The 18944-nt window shown below is 64.9% G+C and carries 12 protein-coding genes; 7 read left to right on the top strand and 5 right to left on the bottom strand.

The window, feature by feature from the left end; all coding sequences use genetic code 11:
* Nucleotides 1-29: 29 nt before the first annotated feature.
* The gene (locus F757_RS0114770; RefSeq protein WP_027212071.1) at nt 30-605 is read left to right on the top strand and encodes a TMEM175 family protein; all 576 of its coding nucleotides are present in this window, start codon (nt 30-32) and stop codon (nt 603-605) included.
* 34 nt (nt 606-639) lie between these two features.
* A complete protein-coding gene (locus F757_RS0114765) occupies nt 640-1128 on the top strand; it encodes a metallophosphoesterase family protein (RefSeq protein WP_027212070.1) in 489 nt (162 codons plus the stop codon).
* Nucleotides 1129-1221: 93 nt separating this feature from the next.
* Here F757_RS0114765 and proP read toward each other — a convergent pair whose 3' ends face one another.
* The 3 genes from proP to argA form a co-directional block, all read right to left on the bottom strand.
* The gene (proP, locus tag F757_RS0114755; protein WP_027212069.1) at nt 1222-2688 is read right to left on the bottom strand and encodes a glycine betaine/L-proline transporter ProP; all 1467 of its coding nucleotides are present in this window, start codon (nt 2686-2688) and stop codon (nt 1222-1224) included.
* Between the two features lie 833 nt (nt 2689-3521).
* Nucleotides 3522-3797 carry an oxidative damage protection protein gene (locus F757_RS0114750; protein WP_013338731.1) on the bottom strand — a complete coding sequence of 92 codons (276 nt, stop codon included), beginning with the start codon at nt 3795-3797 and terminating at the stop codon, nt 3522-3524.
* A 59-nt stretch (nt 3798-3856) separates the two neighbouring features.
* Nucleotides 3857-5245: an amino-acid N-acetyltransferase gene (gene argA / locus F757_RS0114745; protein ID WP_027212068.1), complete on the bottom strand. Its 1389-nt coding sequence runs from the start codon at nt 5243-5245 to the stop codon at nt 3857-3859.
* Nucleotides 5246-5268: 23 nt separating this feature from the next.
* On the opposite strand from argA, the gene hrpA reads away from it, so the two are divergent.
* A complete protein-coding gene (gene hrpA / locus F757_RS0114740) occupies nt 5269-9798 on the top strand; it encodes an ATP-dependent RNA helicase HrpA (protein WP_027212067.1) in 4530 nt (1509 codons plus the stop codon).
* A 280-nt stretch (nt 9799-10078) separates the two neighbouring features.
* Here the strand turns inward: hrpA and F757_RS0114735 are convergent, their stop codons facing one another.
* Complete coding sequence (locus F757_RS0114735; protein ID WP_027212066.1) at nt 10079-13315, bottom strand: YadA-like family protein; 3237 nt, start codon at nt 13313-13315, stop codon at nt 10079-10081.
* A gap of 581 nt (nt 13316-13896) precedes the next feature.
* Here F757_RS0114735 and F757_RS0114730 point away from each other — a divergent pair.
* From F757_RS0114730 to F757_RS0114715, 4 genes are all read left to right on the top strand, one after another.
* Nucleotides 13897-14916: a YVTN family beta-propeller repeat protein gene (locus F757_RS0114730; protein WP_027212065.1), complete on the top strand. Its 1020-nt coding sequence runs from the start codon at nt 13897-13899 to the stop codon at nt 14914-14916.
* A 95-nt stretch (nt 14917-15011) separates the two neighbouring features.
* Nucleotides 15012-16007, top strand: coding sequence for a sterol desaturase family protein (locus F757_RS0114725; RefSeq protein WP_027212064.1), 996 nt, complete (start codon nt 15012-15014; stop codon nt 16005-16007).
* A 162-nt stretch (nt 16008-16169) separates the two neighbouring features.
* Entirely contained in the window at nt 16170-17003 is an 834-nt protein-coding gene (locus F757_RS0114720; protein ID WP_027212063.1) for an EI24 domain-containing protein, read from the top strand.
* A gap of 30 nt (nt 17004-17033) precedes the next feature.
* Nucleotides 17034-17864 carry a competence/damage-inducible protein A gene (locus F757_RS0114715; protein ID WP_027212062.1) on the top strand — a complete coding sequence of 277 codons (831 nt, stop codon included), beginning with the start codon at nt 17034-17036 and terminating at the stop codon, nt 17862-17864.
* A gap of 194 nt (nt 17865-18058) precedes the next feature.
* Here F757_RS0114715 and F757_RS0114710 read toward each other — a convergent pair whose 3' ends face one another.
* Nucleotides 18059-18523, bottom strand: a complete 465-nt coding sequence (locus F757_RS0114710) for a rhodanese-like domain-containing protein (protein WP_027212061.1) — start codon at nt 18521-18523, stop codon at nt 18059-18061.
* Nucleotides 18524-18944 lie beyond the last annotated feature (421 nt).

The following is an 18944-nucleotide window of genomic DNA, read 5'->3' as shown; positions in this document are numbered from 1 at the left end:
CCAACCCGCATTCACTTGAGGAACAGCCGATGGGCAAGGGACGCGTCGAAGCCTTCAGCGATGGTGTGATCGCCATCATCATTACGATCATGGTGCTGGAAATCAAGGTGCCGGAGGGCTTCGATCTCGCCGCGCTGCGCCCGCTCGTGCCGGTGTTCGGTGCTTATGTGCTGAGCTTCCTCTACGTGGGCATCTACTGGAACAATCATCACCACATGTTCCATGCGGTACAGAAGGTCAACGGCGGCGTGCTGTGGGCCAATCTGCATCTGCTCTTCTGGCTCTCGCTGCTGCCCGCGGTCACGCACTGGGTGGGCGAAAATCATCTGGCTTCGTGGCCGACCGCGCTGTACGGCGTCGTGCTCTTCATGTCCGCGATTGCCTATTTCATTCTCACGCGCTTGCTCATTCGACAGCACGGCCACGATTCAGCATTGGCGAAAGCGGTCGGCAACGACCGCAAGGGCAGGGTGTCCGTCGCGGTCTATCTGGCGGGCATCGTGCTCGCGTTCGTTGCGCCGTGGCTTTCGGCGGCGCTCTATACGCTTGCTGCCGCGTGGTGGCTGGTGCCGGACCGGCGTATCGAACACGTGCTGGAAGCCTGAGCATGCTTGCATCGAAGCTTGCGCGGCTGCCTTCATGACTCGACGCACGCACGCCTCGCCGCCAGCACGCATTGGCTTGATATCCGACACGCACAACCTCGTGCGGCCCGAAGCGCTCGACTATCTCGCGGGCTGCGACGCCATCATTCATGCGGGCGATATCTGCAACCCGGCCGTGCTCGACGCGCTCTCGCAAATCGCACCGCTGACAGTCGTACGCGGCAACAACGACACCGGCGAGTGGGCCACTTCGCTGCCGACGCACGCCACGCTCACCGTGCAGCAGGTCACCATTCTGGTCGTGCACGACATCGCGGACGTGCCGGCCGATTTGCGCAAGCAGGGCATCGGCGTAGTGGTGACCGGCCATTCGCATAAGCCGTCGATCAGCGAGCGCGACGGCGTGCTCTTCGTCAATCCCGGCAGTGCCGGACCGCGGCGGTTCAAGCTGCCGGTGTCGGCGGGCATGCTGGTTGTCGACGGCGCGCGGGCCGACGCGAGCTTCGATTTGTTGCTCAAATGAAAACGGGCCGGCTGCAAAGCCGGCCCGTCCTGCACGCATTTGCACGCACGGCGCGCAGAGCGCCGCGCCTCATTGCGTCATTCCATCATTCGATCAGGCACGCGCCGTAGCGGTCGCCGCGTAGCCTTCGTCCATCTCTTCGGCTTCGCGTTCGCCGCGCAGCACGGCGTGTGCTTCTGCGCGCGTCGCGACGCATGGGCCCGAGCCGAGCAGCGGCTGGCGGGCGGTTTCGCGCAGCGCCACCACGGAGACGATGCCGATCAGCGACGCGCCCATCAGGTAATACGCGGGCATCATCAGATTGCCGGTACGGTCGACGAGCCATGCGGTCACGAGCGGCGTCGTACCGCCGAACAACGACACCGAAATGTTGAAGCCGATGGCGAGCGCGCCATAACGGATTTTCGTCGGGAACAGCGCCGGCAATGCCGACGGCATCACACCCGTAAAGCACGACAGCAGCATGCCGAGAATCATCAGCCCGGCGAACACCGGCAGCACCGTGCCCATGCGGATGAGCAGCAGCGCGGGAATCGCCAGTGCGAAGAGCCCCACGCAGCCGAACAGCATGACCGGCTTGCGGCCAATCGCATCCGACAGGCGGCCCGCCGCGAGCGTGGCCGGCATCATCAGCACCATCACGATCAGCACGATGAACAGGCCGTGCGATTCGTTGAAGTGCAGCGTCGCCGACAGATAGCTCGGCAGATACGACAGCGCCATATAGTCGGTGACGTTGAAAATCAGCACGAGGCCGACGCACAGCAGCAGCGGCTTCCATTGCTGCGCGAGCAACTGGCTGAACGACTGCTTGGGCAGCGCCTTTTCCTCGGCTTCGCGTTGCTCGGCCTGCTTCTTGAACGCGGGCGTTTCCTCGAGCTTCATGCGGATGTACAGACCCACGAGCCCGAGCGGACCGGCGATCAGAAACGGCACACGCCAGCCCCACGACAGCAGCGCGTCGTTGGAAAGCGTCGCGGTCAGCACCGCGACCGTGCCCGCGCCGAGCACGTAGCCGATCAGCGTGCCGAACTCGAGGAAGCTGCCCATGAATCCGCGGCGCTTGTCCGTCGAAAACTCGGCAATGAAGGTGGCCGCGCCGCCGTATTCGCCGCCAGTCGAGAAGCCTTGCACGAGACGCGCGACGAGCAGCAGCGCCGGCGCGAGAATGCCGATCGACGCATAGCTCGGAATCAGGCCGATCGCGAAGGTGCCGAGCGCCATCATGATCATGGTCATCGCCAGCACGCGCTGACGGCCGATGCGGTCGCCGAGCGGCCCGAACACCATGCCGCCGACCGGGCGCACCAGAAACGCGGCGGCAAACGTGCCGAAGGTCGCGATCAACTGGGCGGACGGGCTCGACGACGGGAAGAACACTTTGCCGAGGGTCACGGCGATGTAGCTGTACACGCCGAAATCGAACCATTCCATTGCGTTGCCAAGCGCCATCGCGCCGACGGCACGCTTGAGCAGAGAGTTGTCGACGACCGTGATGTCGTCGAGGGAAAGGCGTTGTTCTTGTTGGTGTCGCCAGAAGCCGTTGCTGGAAGCGGTCAAGGTAAAACTCCGATGACTGCGACGAAACTCATGATGCGTTCCGCCACGGTTGCTGGAAAGTGCAGTTTCGCAAACGGGGCGAGGGCCTCTTCGCCGCGGCGGCGAAGAGTGGGTGCGCGTCGATACAAAACGCAGCAGCGCAGCCAAGGCCGCAAAAAAGCGGCAAGCGCCCATGCCTCGCGAGCCAGGTCGCGAAAGAACACTCGTCTAGATTGTGCTGACTGTCGCACTTGCCGGGCCGTGGAACGGGGCAGGTGCATGAGGACGCGGATGGCTGGAAGCCAAACCCTACGCCACTGGAAGGCTTGAAACGAAAAAGGCCGGTGCTTGACTCGCCGCTTGCGCAAACCCGTTGGCGGAACCCTCACGAGGGGGCCTCAGGCAAGCTCAAACCGCGATACGACCGACAAGCCTTCTTGTATAAAAAACTGTTCCATCGCGATGGACACGCGCAGTGCAAGCACTTGGTGTCGCAAGGTCAGAGAACGCGAATGAAGGTGAATTGCTGTTGGAACGACGCACATATTAGCACGATGACAGAGGATCGCGCAAACCCGCTTTTGTTCTGTAGGCGGGGCGATGCCGCCCGATCCCTTGCCCGGCGGGGGATTGGGAGAATCGCGGCAGTCTGCAGAAAGGGTTTAAAACGGGCCAAAAATGTACCGTCCAGGGAGTTTTGCGCCGGCGCAGCGACGAAAAAAATCCGCGCTGGAGGCGCGGATTCGTTGGTGTAGCCAGCAGGTGCGCGACGCAGATTCAGCGGCGCACGCCCGCCTACACGTAGCCGTTATTGAGCGCGCACCCGGCGTTCTCACTCAATGCGCACCGGTCGCTTATTCGCCCGCTGGCGGCACATAGCCCTGCGCGGTGTCCGCGCCTTCGCCGAAGAAGAACTTCTCGGTCTGCTTCATCAGATACTGGCGCGCGCGCGGGTCGGCCATGTTCAGGCGGTTTTCGTTGATCAGCATGGTTTGCTGCTTCAGCCAGCTTTGCCACGCTTCCTTCGAGATGCTTTCGTAGATCCGCTTGCCGAGTTCGCCCGGCAGCGGCGGGAAATCGAGGCCTTCGGCTTCCTTGCCGAGCTTCGCGCATTGAACCATACGAGTCATGCTGTGCTTCTCCTGTAATCGATGTGGGGGACGACGGCCAGGCGCTTATATAAGGTCGCTCAGAGCTGTTTCATCAGCACGAGCGATTTGCGCTGCCAGTTGTAGAGTCGGCGGCGGTCTTCGGGCAGGTCGTCGACCGTGACCTTGACGAAGCCGCGCTTGAGGAACCAGTGTTCGGTGCGCGTGGTGAGCACGAAAATGCGCGTGAGGCCGCGTGCCCGCGCGCGCTGCTCGATGCGCTTGAGCAGACGCTCGCCGTCGCCGGTGCCCTGTGCTTCGGGGGCGACGGTGAGGCAGGCCATTTCGCCGATGCGCTCCTGCGTGTACGGATACAGCGCCGCGCAGCCGAACAGCACGCCATCGTGCTCGATCACCGAGAAATGGTCGATGTCGCGTTCGATCTGATGGCGGCCGCGCCGCACCAGCGTGCCGTCCGATTCGAGCGGCTCGATCAGCGCAAGAATGCCGCCGACGTCGTCCGGCGTCGCCTCGCGCAGGCTTTCGAGGTTCTCATACGAGATCATCGTACCCACGCCGTCGTGCAGGAACAGTTCGAGCAGCAAGCTGCCGTCGAGCGCGTAGGGGATGATGTGCGCCCGCGCCACGCCGCCCCGGCACGCGCGGATCGAGTGCTTCAGGTAAAAGCCCGCGTCGCCGGTCACTTCGCCGCTTTCGTGCAGCTTGTAGGCGTCGTCGAGCGACAGTTCGCGGATCAGTTCAGGGCCGTCTTCGCCGGCCTGCATGAGGCCCGGCGTTTCAGTCAGGAACACGATCTTGTCGGCACGCAACGCAATGGCGGCGGCGGACGCAACGTCTTCCATCGACAGATTGAAAGCCTCGCCCGTGGGCGAGAAACCGAGCGGCGAAAGCAGCACGAGCTTGCGGCTCGCGAGCGAATGGCGGATCGAATCGGCGTCGATCTTGCGCACCACGCCGGTGTGGGCGAAGTCAACGCCGTCCAGAATGCCGACCGGGCGCGCCGTGACGAAATTGCCCGACACGACGCTGATGTGTGCGTGCGCCATCGGCGTGTTCGGCAAGCCCTGGCTGATGGCCGCCTCGATGTCCAGACGCACTTCGCCGGCCGCTTCTTTCGCGGATTCGAGCGCGCGCGCGTCCGTAATGCGCATGCCGTGCGAGAACTCCGACTCGACACCGTGCAGGCTCATCTGTTCCTCGACCTGCGGACGCGAGCCGTGCACGAGCACGATCTGGATACCCATGGCCTGGAGCAGCGCGATGTCGGACACGAGCGCATTCAGCAGCCCTTGATGCACCACCTCGCCGCCAAAACCGACAACAAACGTCTTGTTGCGAAACGCGTGAATATAAGGGGCGACTGAGCGCATCCAGTCGACGAATTGCGCGTGCTGTGCGAGGTCTTCCGATGTGCCGGCAGGGGCCGGAACGCTCGCGGGCGCGGGGACGAGGTCGGTTTGGGAATTCATGCCCGGGATTATAATGCGCCCCCATGTCGAATGTACCCAAAAGTCCCGCCGCGGCGAACGAGAATGCGGCGCCGGCCGCCGATCAAACAAAGCCTGGCGACGCGCAGCACCGCGCCGGCCAGGAGGCGAATCGCGGCAAGCCGAACACGCCCCGTACGGGGCGCGAGGCCGGGGGCGAGGCGCCGGGCGGCGAAGCGAAGCGTGCCGCGTCGAATGAAAAGGCGCCGCGTGCCGCGTCAAACGAAAAGGCACAGCGTGCCGCGCCGGGCGCCGAGGCGTCGGCCAACCCGCGCAATGAGCGTCGAGCCGCCCGGAAGGCCCCGAACGCCCTGAATCCGGCGAATGCGCCGAACGCGCCGAACGCGCCGAATGCGCCGAATGCGCCGAATGCGCCGAATGCGCCGAATGCGCCGAATGCGCCGAATGCGCAGAACGCCCCGAACGCTCCCAACGTGCCGCGCGGTGAGCGGCGAGAACCGCGCGCGGCGCACTCGCCCCGCAGCGCACGTCCGGCCGCTTCGCCGAACCCGATACCGCCCATCACGTTCCCGGAAGCGTTGCCGGTGTCCGGCCGCCGCGACGAGATCGCACAAGCCATCGCCGAAAACCAGGTGGTGATCGTGTCGGGCGAAACAGGCTCCGGTAAAACCACTCAGTTGCCGAAAATCTGCCTCGCGTTGGGCCGCGGCCTCGGTGCCGGCGGCTCGGGGCTGATCGGCCACACGCAGCCGCGCCGCATCGCGGCTTCGGCAACCGGCCGGCGCATCGCCGAAGAACTCGGCACGCCGTTCGGCGAGGTGGTCGGCTACAAGGTGCGTTTCACCGACAATCTGTCGCCCGGCGCGTCGGTCAAGCTGATGACAGACGGCATTCTGCTCGCCGAGACGCAGACCGATCCGCTGCTCAAGGCGTATGACACGCTAATCATCGACGAAGCGCACGAGCGCAGCCTGAACATCGACTTTCTGCTCGGCTACCTGAAGGAAGTCTTGCCGAAGCGTCCCGATCTGAAGCTGATCGTGACCTCGGCGACGATCGACGCCGATCGCTTCGCGCGCCACTTCGGCAGCGAGGACAAACCTGTGCCGGTGATCGAAGTGAGCGGGCGCCTCTATCCCGTCGAGGTGCGCTACCGTCCGGTTGCCGAAGAAAGCTCGGCGGTGAAGGCTGCGCAAGGCACCTCGGGTGGCAACTCGGGCGGCGCGGGCGCGGCGAGCTCACACGCTTCGCGCGGCGAGCGGGCAAGGTCGCCGCGCGAAGCGGGCAAGGAGCGCGACCGCGATCTGATGGAAGCGCTGGTCGACGCCGTCGACGAATTGTGTCGCGAAGGCCCCGGCGACGTGCTCGTGTTCCTGCCCGGCGAGCGCGAAATTCGCGACGCCGCGGAGGCGCTGCGCAAGCACCATCCTCCGCATACGGAAATCCTGCCGCTCTTCGCGCGGCTTTCCGCCGCCGACCAGGAGCGCGTGTTCCGCACTTCGAACGCGCGGCGCATCGTGCTCGCGACAAACGTCGCGGAAACCTCGCTGACGGTGCCCGGCATCCGCTATGTGGTTGACACGGGCCTCGCGCGCGTGAAGCGCTACTCGTACAGGAACAAGGTCGAGCAGTTGCAGGTCGAGCCGATTTCGCAGGCCGCCGCGAATCAGCGGGCGGGGCGTTGTGGACGGGTGGCCGACGGCATCTGTATCCGTCTTTATGACGAAAGCGATTACCAGGCCCGCGTGCGTTTTACCGATCCGGAAATTCTGCGCTCGTCGCTGGCTTCCGTGATTCTGCGCATGAAGTCGCTGCATCTGACGGCGATTGAGACGTTTCCGTTTATCGAGCCGCCGCCTGGCCGCGCGATCGCCGACGGTTATCAACTGCTGAACGAACTGGGCGCCGTCGACGACGACAACCAGCTCACACCGCTTGGCCGCGAACTTGCACGTCTGCCGCTCGATCCGCGCGTCGGCCGGATGATTCTCGCCGCACGCGATCAGCAGTCGCTGAAGGAAGTGCTGATCATCGCGAGCGCGCTGTCCGTGCAGGACCCGCGCGACCGGCCGATCGAGGCGCAGCAGCAGGCCGATGAGGCGCATCGCCGCTTTGCCGACGAACGTTCGGAGTTCCTGCAGTGGTTGAAGATCTGGAACTGGTTCGAAGAAGCGATTGCGCACAAGAAGTCGAACAAGCAGTTGCACGAGGAATGCCGCAAGAACTTTCTGTCGCAACTGCGTCTGCGCGAATGGCGCGATGTTCATTCACAGTTGCTGACGGTGGTGCGCGAGCACGGCTGGCGTCTGAACGAAGCCGAGGCGACCTTCGAGCAGATCCACCTGGCGCTGCTCACGGGCCTGCTCGGCAACATCGGTCTGAAAGCCGATGACGAGCCGTATTACCTCGGCGCGCGCGGCATCAAATTCTACTTGTGGCCGGGCTCCGCGCTGGTGAAGAAAGCGGGCAAGTGGGTGATGGCCGCCGAACTGGTCGAGACGAGCCGTCTGTACGCGCGCTGCATCGCGAGGATCGAGCCCGAGTGGATCGAGAAGATCGGCGCGCATCTGCTGAAGAAGTCGCTCAGCGAGCCGCATTGGGAAAAGCGCGCGGCGCAGGTGTCCGCGTTCGAGCGCGCGGTGCTGTACGGGTTGCCGATTTACCACCGCCGGCGCGTGAGCTTCGGCAAGCAGGACCCGGCGCGGGCGCGGGAGCTGTTTATTCGCGGCGCGCTCGTCGAAGGCGAATTCGACACGCGGCTCGGATTTTTCGCGCACAACCGCAAGCTGCTTGCCGACATCGAGCAGCTCGAACACAAGTCGCGCCGTCAGGACGTGCTCGTCGACGAAGAGTTGATCTTTGGCTTCTACGACCAGGCACTGCCGAAGGGCATTTACACGGGCGCGGCGTTCGAGCGCTGGTATCGCGACGAGGTGAAAAAGAGCGGCCAGCCGGAGGACAAGCTGCGCCTGCTGTACCTGTCGCGGGACGACCTGATGCGCCACGAAGCCGCCGGTGTGACGACGGATCTGTTTCCCAAACGGATGACGATGGCGGGCGTCGAGATGGCGCTCACCTATCACTTCGAGCCGGGCTCCCCGCGCGACGGCGTCACGCTCGCCGTGCCGCTCTTTGCGCTGAATCAGGTCGACGCGCGGCGCTGCGAGTGGCTCGTGCCCGGCATGCTGAAGGAGAAGACGCAACTGCTGCTGAAGTCGTTGCCGCAGAAACTGCGGCGTCACTGCGTGCCGCTGCCGGAGTACGCGGCGGGCTTCGTCGAGCGTCACGAGGCGCCCCGTTTTGCCGCGGGCGGTCTGCTGGAAGCGTTGATCGCCGATGTGCGCGAGCAGAAGCAGGTCGCGCTCAGGCAGGCCGACTTCAAACTCGAGACCTTGCCGCCGCATCTGTTCATGAACTTCAAGGTGATTGACGAGCACGGGCGGCAGCTCGCGATGGGCCGCAATCTGTCGCAACTGCGCGCGGAGCTCGGCGGGCAGGCGCAGCAGCATTTCCAGAAGATCGCTTCCAGCGCGGCCGGCGCGGCGCTTGCGGGGACTGCGGGTGCTTCGCGCGCTCCTGGTGCTGCTGGCGCCGCTGGGGCGCGGGGAGAAGTGGCGTCGCCGTCGCGGGCTCCGTCTGCTGACAAGGCGGCGCGCGCTCCGGGCGTTGCCGCTCCGGGCACGCCGGGCGCCGCGTCAGGCGGCGGTAGCGCAGGCACCGCGCTGTACGAAAACCTGACCACGTGGAATTTCGGCAAGCTGCCCGAGTTGCTCGAAATCCGCCGCGGCGGGCAGACGCTGTTCGGTTATCCGGCGCTGGTGGATCGCGGCACTCACTGCGACGTCGAGGTGTTCGATTCGCCGGACGAGGCGGCGCGGATTCATCGCGCGGGCTTGCGTCGGCTGTTCGCGTTGCAGTTGAAGGAACCGATCAAGTATCTGGAGAAAAACCTGCCGGGCTTGCGAGAAATGGCGATGCAGTTCCTGACTCGCGGCACGCAGGAAGAACTGCGCGACCAGTTGGTCGACACGGCGCTCGATCGCGCGTGCCTGCAGGATCCGTTGCCGGACGACGACGCGAGCTTTCACACGCGGCGCGACGAAGGGCGAAGCCGTCTGAGCCTGCTGGCTCAGGAAATTGCGCGACTGGTCGGGCAGATTCTCGGCGAGTACGCGGCCGTGCAGAAGAAGCTGGTGCAAGCGAAGTCATTCACCAGCGCGCATGCCGACATGCAGAATCAGCTCGATGCGCTGATCGGCAAGCGGTTCATGGTCGATACCCCGTACTCTCAACTGACGCATTTCCCGCGCTATCTGAAGGGCATTGCATTGCGCATCGACAAACTGAAAGCGGACCCCGCACGCGATGCGCGGCAGTTTGCCGAATTCCAGCCGTTGTTGCAGCACTATCAGCGCGCCGTCGCGCAGCGTGGCGGGGTGCCGGATGCGCGTCTGTCCGAGTTCCGCTGGCTGCTGGAAGAGTTGCGCGTGTCGCTGTTCGCGCAGGAATTGCGCACGCCGATGCCGGTATCCGTGAAGCGGCTTTACAAGGTGTGGGATTCGATGCAGCGCTGAGGTGGGCGGGGGTGGGCGAGGGCCGGGCGTGTCGCGCGGCTAACGCAAGGCGCAACCCGAGGGCCAGCCGAAGGCCCAACCCAAGGCCCAACCCAAGGCGGGGTGCTGACGGTCCTTCCGGTCCACGCGAAAAAGGGCGCGCGACGTGCTCCGTTGTGCGGGCGCCCATCGCGCGAACCCCGGCTCAGGCCGGGATTGGACCTGAGCCTATTTGCTCGCTGCATTCGCATTGCGACGCATCGCCGGGCTAACGGCGATGCGTCGATCTACGGTGCCGTTCTTACCAGTGCATGCCTGCACCGACCGACGCGCCGAACTGGCCGCGCGAGTCCGTGGTGCCTTGCAGCTTGTAGACCCACTTACCGGTCTCCGACAACTGCGACACGCCGATCGCGAGCGCCGACTGCCCGCCATACGTGCCCCCGGCCATGGCAACCATGCCGCGGCCAGGCAGGACTGCTTGAGGCAGACCGGCCATTGCGAGGGCGGATGCGGTGCCGCCATACGAATCGCGCCGCGCGGAACGGATCTGGTCGTCCGTATAGCTGCGCGCTGCGCCGAGTGTGCCGCCCATGCTCTGTTGCAACTGGTTGACGTTGACCGCATCGGTGCCTTGCACGCCGGCTGCAACGTTGGCGATCTGACGTTCCTGACCCGCCGCGCCGACCGACACCGTGTTGGCACGATCCGCGATCGAGCCTTGGCCCAAGGCCACCGAGTTCACGGCGCTTGCCGTGGCGCCTGCGCCGAGCGCGGTCGCCCCGCTGCCGCTGGCGAGCGAGTTCGCGCCGACGGCGCTGGCGTTCACCCCGGTGGCGCGCGCGCTCGCCCCGCTGGCCAGCGAGTGCACGCCGGACGAAACGGCGCCTTCCAGGTCGCGGTCGCCCTCGGCGCTGAAGAACGGGTTCGCCGCATTGACGACCGCGTTGTTCACCGCGCCGTTAATCGCTGCGTTCAGTTGGCCGACGTTCACCGCGTCCGAACTGTCGACGCCGTCCGCAACATTGTGAAGGACCGTGCCGCCGCTCGCTGCGTCGCCGCCGAGGGTGACGCTATTCCTGTTGACACTGCCGTCCGGGTTACGGTCGTACATCACCGCGCCGTCGAGCTTCGCGGCGGTGGCAGCGCCCTGGTCGCTCACGGCTTTCAACTGCGCGACGTTGACGGCGTCGGTGTCCGCGGTGCCGGCGGCGACGTTGGTGATCTGGCGTTCGTTGCCGGCGGAGCCGACCGAAACGGTATTGGCGCGATCCGCGATGGAGCGTTGGCCGAGTGCGACCGAGCCTTGTGCCTGCGCTTGCGACATCGCACCCAGAGCGAGCGACCCGGCGCCCCGTGCAGAGGCGAGTTGGCCGAGCGCAACGCCATCGTCGCTGGGCGCGCTGGCTCCCGTGCCTACGGCAATGGCGCCGGCACCAGAGCTCGACGCGCCATTGCCGAGTGCAACCGAGTTTGCCGCCTGCGCGCGTGCCTGATAACCGAGCGCGGTTGCATTGCTACTCGCCGCGCTGGCCTCGTAGCCGAGCGCGGTAGAGCCGTCGCTGGCGGCATTGGCGTAGCCGCCCACGGCGGTACTGAATTCGCCTTGGGCTTGAGCGCTGGTGCCGGCGGCGATGCTGGCCTGGCCCGCGGCCAACGCCGAGCCGCCGAGAGCGACCGCGTTCGCGCCGCTTGCGGTAGCACTTGCCCCGACCGCCACGCTCTCGGGAGCGCTGGCCGCTGCGCTGCTGCCGATGGCGACTGCACGGTCTCCTGTGGAGCTTGCGTCGTCGCTGCCGTCATTGGCGCCGCCGGCCTTGAAGTAGCGCGACGCGTTGCCGACTGCTGTATTGAGTTGGGTGACGTTGACCGCGTCGGTCCCTTGCACTCCGGCTGCGACGTTCGTGATCTGCCGTTCGTTGCCGCTCGATCCGACGGAGACTGTGTTGGCCCGGTCCGCGACAGAGCCTTGGCCCAGCGCAACGGAGTTTGCCGCCTGCGCGCGTGCCTGGTAGCCGAGCGCGGTCGCATTGGCGCCGGTCGCGCTCGCCTCGTAGCCAAGCGCGGTGGAGCCGTCGCTGGCGGCATTGGCGAAGCCGCCCACGGCGGTGCTGAATCCGCCTTGGGCCTGGGCACTGGTGCCAGCGGCGAAGCTGGCCTGGCCCGCCGCGAGCGCCGAGCCGCCGAGGGCGACCGCCTGGGTGCCGCTGGCCGTGGCACTCGCGCCGAGAGCGACTGCCTCGGTGCCGCTGGCCGTGGCACTTGTGCCGAGGGCGACCGCCTGGGTGCCGCTGGCCGTGGCACTTGTGCCGAGGGCGACCGCCTGGGTACCGCTAGCCGCTGCACTTGCGCCGAGAGCGACCGCATCAGTACCGCTGGCAGTGGTGCTTGAGCCGAGAGCGACCGCGTCCGCACCGCTAGCCGTTGCACCGGCGCCGACGGCGACTGCCTGGATACCGCTCGCCGCTGCGCTGCTGCCGACGGCTAGCGCGCGATTGCCCGTGGAGCTTGCGTCGTCGCTGCCGTCATTGGCGCCGTCGGCCTTGAAGTAGCGCGAAAGGCCTGTGGTCGCGGCCCGCAACTGACTGACGTTGACAGCGTCGGTTGCGTCTGCACCGGCGGCGACGTTGGTCAGTCGGCGTTCCGCTCCCGACGAACCCACCGACACTTCGCCCGTTGCTGTCGCCCCCGCTATTGTCGTGGGAGCGGCGCCGGGCGGTACGTAGGCGGCCTTGGTGAGGTCTGCGCTGGTGGTGGACCGGGAACCCAGCGCCACGCTGTTGTCGGCGGACGCGCTGGCGGCATAGCCAAGGGCGACCGAGTTCAGGCCGGTGGTCGAGGCCGAATAGCCGAGAGCCGTGGAGTTGTCGCCCGCGGCTTTGGCGGATGCACCGCCGGCAAACGAATAATTGTTCGACGCCGTGGCGGCATAGCCGAGCGCAACCGCGCTGATTCCGTCAGAGCGTGCGCCGTATCCCACCGCGCTCGACAGTGTCGCATTGGCCTGCGCGGAACCGCCCAACGCCGTGCTGCCGTCACTGCTGGCGGTCGCGCCGGCACCCGCCGCGATGGAGTCGGTGCCGTTCGCATGCGAGTTAAAGCCGCTCGCCACCGAGCGCAGGCCAGCGGCCACGGCAGCCGTTCCGGTGGCGGTGGCGCCGTCCGCCAACGCGCGGGCGCCGAGGCCCGTCGCGGTCGAGCCGGCGCCACTCGCCGTGGCGCCCATGCCCAGCGCGACAGAGTTGTCCCCCGAAGCATTGGCGTTTGCGCCTTCGGCAATCGCATTCACCCCAGATGCGGTCGTATTCACCCCGACTGCCACCGAGCCGTTTCCCGCCGCATTGGCGCCCGGACCTACCTCTGTCGCGTTAACGCCCGCGGCCAGCGCGTTTTCTCCGAACAGGGCGGCGGCCAGCACGGCGAGCGCGATGGTTTTCGCGCTCGCCGAACCGCGCCGGGTCTTCGCCTTCGACGTTTCCGGGGCCGCTACCCACGTGCATGTTGCTTCACACCAGATTAATTGATAAGTCTTGTTCACGTATTAACTCCGCGCTGTTGTTTGTGTGGCGGAGTGGGCGCGATAATCCGAAGGAAGCGTCATCGCCCGTTTAAAGCGCCTGGAAAGTGACGATTATTAATGGCAATGTGGTTGCCTGCCACTACTCATCGCGGGCGCTGGGTTGGCGCATTTTCATTGACCGGATCGGTCGGCGCCCACTCGAACGTCCACCGGGTTGAGGGCTGGACGATGAACGCGCGAGGATTGTCCAGGCTCGATCAAAAGCCAGAAATAAGCCAAATCCGAAAGATGTGAGGTGAATATTTTCTGTCTTAACTTTTTTATGTAAATCGATGCGATTATTTGGACAAAATAGGGATTACTCCTAATCCGTCTTAAATGCGGCCTACTTTATTAAGCGTGTTCCGTTTATTTGTGCTGGAAATAAGATGAGCTTTTTTCGCTTCCCAGTGCGGGGCTCTGTGCGCGTTAGCGCACAATCCCCGCCACACGCGCCCACATGTGACCCTTGATTTTCCCGGTGGCGCGGCGCGACCTACGTCAACCTCGGGCAGCGGCAAACGTTCTACAATGACAGCCGTTCTCCGAAGTGAGTTTTCATGCGTAAATTTTTTCTTCGCGGCGTGACCGCCACGTTCGCCGCAGGCTTTGCTCTCGCCGCCGCCGCAGGCTTTTTTTCTCCCGCTGCCCGCGCCAACAACGTGATCGTGCTCAATTCCGCCGAAGCCACGCTGAGCCTCATCGACGAGACGAGCCGTCAGGTGGTTGGCACGGTGCCGACCGGCAAGGAGCCGCATCACCTGATGGCGACGCCGGACAACTCTTCGTTGATCGTCGCAAACTCGGTGTCGAACAATCTGATGCTGGTCGACCCGAAAACCGGGCAGGTCCAGCGCTGGGTCGAAAACATAGAAGACCCGTACCAGATCGGTTTTTCGCCTGACCGCAAATGGCTCGTCACGACCGGTCTGCGCCTCGACCGTCTCGACATCTATCACTACGACAGCCAGAAGAACCAGATGACGCTCGCGTCGCGACTGCCCCTCGCGGTCATGCCGAGCCACATGGCTTTCACGAACGACAGCAAGACGGTCTTTGTCACGCTGCAGGTGTCCGGCGAACTCGCCGCCATCGATCTGCCCACGCAAACCGTCAAGTGGAAGATGAAGGTCGGCAAGGTGCCAGCGGGGCTGTGGATGACTCCGGGTGAGAAGTACCTGCTGGTCGGCATGACCGGCGCCGACTACGTAGCGGTGGTGGACTGGCACACGCAGAAGGTCGTGAAGACGATCCACACGGGCAACGGCGCGCACAACTTCCGCTCGCTGGCGGACGGCAGGCATGTTGCGGTGTCGAACCGTGTCGCGAGCACGATTAGCATCATCGACGAAGAGTCGCTCACCAACGTGGGCGACATCACGGGTCTGATGCCGGGGCCCGACGACATGGAACTTTCCGCCGACAAACGCTATCTGTGGGTAACGTTCCGCTTTGCGAAGCACATCGGCGTCATCGACCTGAGCACGCGCAAGCTGATCCAGACCATCGCCGTTGGCCGCTCGCCGCACGGCATCTATTTCTTTAATCGGGCGCCGGTCACGGCGCCCAACGGCGCGTGATAATAGGGCCTGCCATGCCGCGTCAAAGCCGCGGCATGTTGCAAGGTCGTGTCGCGAGATAACGCGCCGCAAAGATCGAAGTCACCACCAGCGCCATGTTCCATCTGATCTTCTCTTCGCTCGACAACTTCGTCTCCTCCGCGCAGACGTTGCTGTACGTCAACGTGGTGCAGCCGCTGCTGTTCCACTTCGATCTGATGGACTACGACGAAGACACCTACGACAGCCTCTACTGGGTAATCGTGGGCATCATCGAGGTGCTGGCCATGTACGCGGTGCTGCGGCCGCTCGAGGCGCTGCGCCCGGTCGAGCAGTGGGAGAACCGCAAGGCGGTGCGCGTCGACGTGATCTACACGTGGATCGCGAAGCTCGGCATTCTGAACCTGTTTTTCTTCTTCGCACTGCAGCCGTTTTTCGACAACGTTCAGGCGTGGCTGCGCCTGCATAACATCTCCAATATAGAGTTCGACAACCTCTGGCCGGGCGTCACGACGCAGCCGCTCGTCACGTTCGTCATGTACCTCCTCGCGCTCGATTTCGCCGGTTACTGGTATCACCGCTGGCAGCACCGCATCGGCGTGTGGTGGGAATTGCACGCGGTGCATCACAGCCAGCAGCAGATGTCCCTGTGGGCCGACGATCGCAACCATCTGCTGGACGACCTGCTGCAGGCGTCGTTCTTCGCGATCATTGCGCTTGTGATCGGCGTGCCGCCGTCGCAGTTCGTCGTGCTCGTCGCGATTACGAATCTCGCGCAGAGCGTCCAGCACGCTAACATCCGCCTGTACTTCGGCTGGCTCGGCGAGCGCTTGCTGGTCAGCCCGACGTTTCATCGGCGCCATCATGCAATCGGCTATGGTCACGAAGGTCTGAAATACGGCTGCAACTTCGGCGTACTGTTTCCGTGGTGGGACATGTTGTTTCGCAGCGTGTCGTGGAGCCGCGACATGGAGCCAACCGGTATCAGCGACCAGTTGCAGGGCCGCACCTACGGCGAAGGTTTCTGGGCGCAGCACTGGCTCGCTTTCGTGCGCATCGGCCGGCGTTTGTCCGCGCGGCGCCGCAACCAGAGCGGCGCGACCGCGGTCTGAACCCGCCTGACTTTCTGCCTGACTTTCTGCTTGATGCGCTGCCGGTCTCGCCGGTGGTCGCTTGCGTGGTTTATGCTGTCCACGTTTGCGCGCGGTCCGTATTGAGTGGCCGCCGCGCCGCTTCCTTCATTTCATCGTTGCATTCACCGGCACCAAGCTCGCATGAATGACCTTTTGCGCTCGTTCGGGCGTGCGCTCGCAAGCGCGCTCCACCCGCGCATGCTCTGGCTGACCTTCATGCCGTTCTGTGCGGCAACGGTCGGGTGGGGCGTGATCCTATGGTTTTCCTGGCAGACGCTGATCGGCGCGACCCGCAGCTGGCTCGAAAGCTGGTCGTTTACCGTCACGCTTTACCGTCTGTTCGACTCGCTCGGTTTTTCGGCGCTGCACGCGGCCATTGCGCCGTTCCTCGTGATTGCGATGACGATCCCGCTCATTGTCGTGACCGTCCTGCTGCTGATTGCGACACTGTCGATGCCGGCCGTCATCCGCTTTCTGGCGACGCGGCAGTTCGCCGGCCTGGAAATGCGCCGCGGCGGAACGTGGTACGGTAGCCTCGGCCAGGCGCTGTGGACGACGCTGGTATGTCTCGTGCTGCTGGTCGTGACGCTGCCGCTGTGGCTCGTGCCGCCGTTTTTTGCGTTGATCCCGCCGCTGCTGTGGGGCTGGCTCACCTATCGCGTGATGACGTACGACGCGCTCGCGCTGCACGCCACGCGCGACGAGCGGCGGGCGCTGGTGCGGCGCTTCCGCTTGCCGCTCCTGCTGATCGGCGTCGCGAGCGGCCTGCTGGGGTCGCTGCCCACGCTGGTGTGGGCGTCGTCGGTGTGGCTCGTGGTGCTGTTTCCGGTCGTCACGGCGGTGACGATCTGGATTTACGCGTTCATCCTCGTGTTTTCGGCGCTGTGGTTCGGCTACTACTGTCTGCGGGCGCTGCAGCGCATGCGCGCGGACGAAGCCGGCGGCGTGCGGCAGACGGCCCCGATTCCTTATTGATCAACGAACCAGACAACCAAAGAGGCGGCAATGGCATTTGGCGTCATCATCATCGGCGATGAAATTCTGTCGGGCAGGCGCGTCGACAAGCATTTGCCGAAAGTCATCGAACTGCTCGGCGCGCGCGGGCTGTCGCTCGGCTGGGCGGAGTACATCGGCGACGACCCCCAGCGCATTACCGCGACGCTGCGGCGTACTTTCGAGTCCGGCGACATCGTATTCTCCACGGGCGGCATTGGCGCCACGCCCGACGACCACACGCGTCAATGCGCGGCAGCCGCGCTCGGGGTGCCGCTGCAACTGCATCCGCAGGCGCAGAAGCTGATTCAGGAGCGCATCCGCGACATGTATCCGGCGACGGCCACCACGCCGCTTGACCTGAACTCGCCGGAGAATCTGCATCGGCTGAATATGGGCACGTACCCGCAAGGCGCGGAGATCATTCCGAACGGCTACAACAAGATTCCTGGCTTCTCGATCCGCGAGCATTACTTCGTGCCGGGTTTCCCGGTCATGGCATGGCCGATGATCGAGTGGGTGCTCGACACGCAGTACGCGCATCTGCACCACGCGATGCCGCACGCGGAGAAGTCGTTGCTGGTTTTCGAATTGCCGGAGTCGCGTCTCACGCCGCTCATGGAGAAGATCGAGCAGGACTTCCCGGGCGTGCGGGTGTTCAGTTTGCCGAGCGTGGGCGACGCGGAGCGCGGCGGCGTCTATGCGCGTCATCACATCGACCTGGGCGTGAAGGGCGAGCCGGAAGCGGTAGCCGCGGCGTTCGTCAAGCTGCGCGAAGGGGTGCACCTGCTCGGCGGCGATATTGTCGAGCACGAGGCTGCGGCGGCAAAGCCGCGGGAGTGAGCGACGGGGGATGGCCTGGCTTGGTCGATCAGCGTAATCCAGGGCGGGCCGGTGCGCCTGGCTGGTTGGCCTTACTGATGAACCCACAGCGCTCAAGCCATCAGCCTACAGTCCTCGAGCCCCCAAGCCCCCAAGCCCCCAAGCCCTCAAGCCCTCAAGCCCTCAAGCCCTCAAGCCCTCAAGCCCTCAAGCCCTCAAGCCCCGATCCACGGCAGACCGCGGAAGCACCACCCGGATACGGTCTTGCGATGCCCCTGGCCGTCCTTGTCGCCTTCGAATCCTTCCAGCAGGTCGTAGGCCTTCGAGAAGCCGGCCTGGGCCGCGGCGATGGCGGCGAGCTTCGAGCGCGCGGCGCTGCGGCACAGAAACAGCACCGGCATATCGGGCGACGCAACCTCGCTCAGCTGAGGCAGGAACTCCGGATTCGGTACCGCGCCCGGATAGCGCGTCCACTCGACGTGCGCGTACTGCCCATCGCCGATCACCGGCCGGCCGACCCAGTCGAGTTCGGCGCGCGTGCGCACATCCACGAGACGCGCGCGCGGATCGAGTTGCAGTAGCTCGAACGCCTCGGCCGGCGAGAGCGCGCCGGCATACGGCAACTGGTTTTCGGTGCGGCGTTTGTCCGCTTGCGAGTACAGCTGTTCCAGCGTGCTCATGGCTCGGTCTCCTTTGTCAAAGGACTATTTTAGCGCGGCGCTTGCGCAGCGCGCCGTGCCTGCCGAACTGCCGGAACCCCGCAAAAGAAAGCCGACGACGGCACCGTCAAGGCCCTAAACTGGTGCATCTCCACTGCCATGCACCAAAATAAAACGGCCGCAGACGCGGGCCGCCCAAAACGCCCCACTTTGGTGCTGGCGTAGGGCTCGCGATATAAGGGCTGCATGTCCTTCGGTGCGCGCATTCCCCGCCACAGCGCGTGTGAGGTGGCGGCGCGCCGACTTGGCGCACGCATGGCACGGTTGCTGCTTAATTCGTCCCGATCGATCTGCCCCGGCTAATCGTCACATTCGCTGTTCACGATACAGGGGTGGACGCGCCGGGATGGGTCAGCTAGATTGGGCGGCGGCTGAACCCGCC

The organism is Burkholderia sp. WSM2232, assembly GCF_000472545.1.
GTDB lineage: Bacteria > Pseudomonadota > Gammaproteobacteria > Burkholderiales > Burkholderiaceae > Paraburkholderia.
Note: the sequence above shows the minus strand (reverse complement) of the source record. Positions and strands in the feature narration are given on the sequence as shown.

Excerpts from the sequence above, each read along its gene's own strand:
- F757_RS0114770 (WP_027212071.1), top strand. The coding sequence starts at position 30 with ATGGGCAAGGGACGCGTCGAAGCCTTCAGCGATGGTGTGATCGCCATC.
- F757_RS0114765 (WP_027212070.1), top strand. The coding sequence starts at position 640 with ATGACTCGACGCACGCACGCCTCGCCGCCAGCACGCATTGGCTTGATA.
- F757_RS0114750 (WP_013338731.1), bottom strand. The coding sequence starts at position 3,797 with ATGACTCGTATGGTTCAATGCGCGAAGCTCGGCAAGGAAGCCGAAGGC.
- argA (WP_027212068.1), bottom strand. The coding sequence starts at position 5,245 with ATGAATTCCCAAACCGACCTCGTCCCCGCGCCCGCGAGCGTTCCGGCC.
- hrpA (WP_027212067.1), top strand. The coding sequence starts at position 5,269 with ATGTCGAATGTACCCAAAAGTCCCGCCGCGGCGAACGAGAATGCGGCG.
- F757_RS0114730 (WP_027212065.1), top strand. The coding sequence starts at position 13,897 with ATGCGTAAATTTTTTCTTCGCGGCGTGACCGCCACGTTCGCCGCAGGC.
- F757_RS0114725 (WP_027212064.1), top strand. The coding sequence starts at position 15,012 with ATGTTCCATCTGATCTTCTCTTCGCTCGACAACTTCGTCTCCTCCGCG.
- F757_RS0114720 (WP_027212063.1), top strand. The coding sequence starts at position 16,170 with ATGAATGACCTTTTGCGCTCGTTCGGGCGTGCGCTCGCAAGCGCGCTC.
- F757_RS0114715 (WP_027212062.1), top strand. The coding sequence starts at position 17,034 with ATGGCATTTGGCGTCATCATCATCGGCGATGAAATTCTGTCGGGCAGG.
- F757_RS0114710 (WP_027212061.1), bottom strand. The coding sequence starts at position 18,523 with ATGAGCACGCTGGAACAGCTGTACTCGCAAGCGGACAAACGCCGCACC.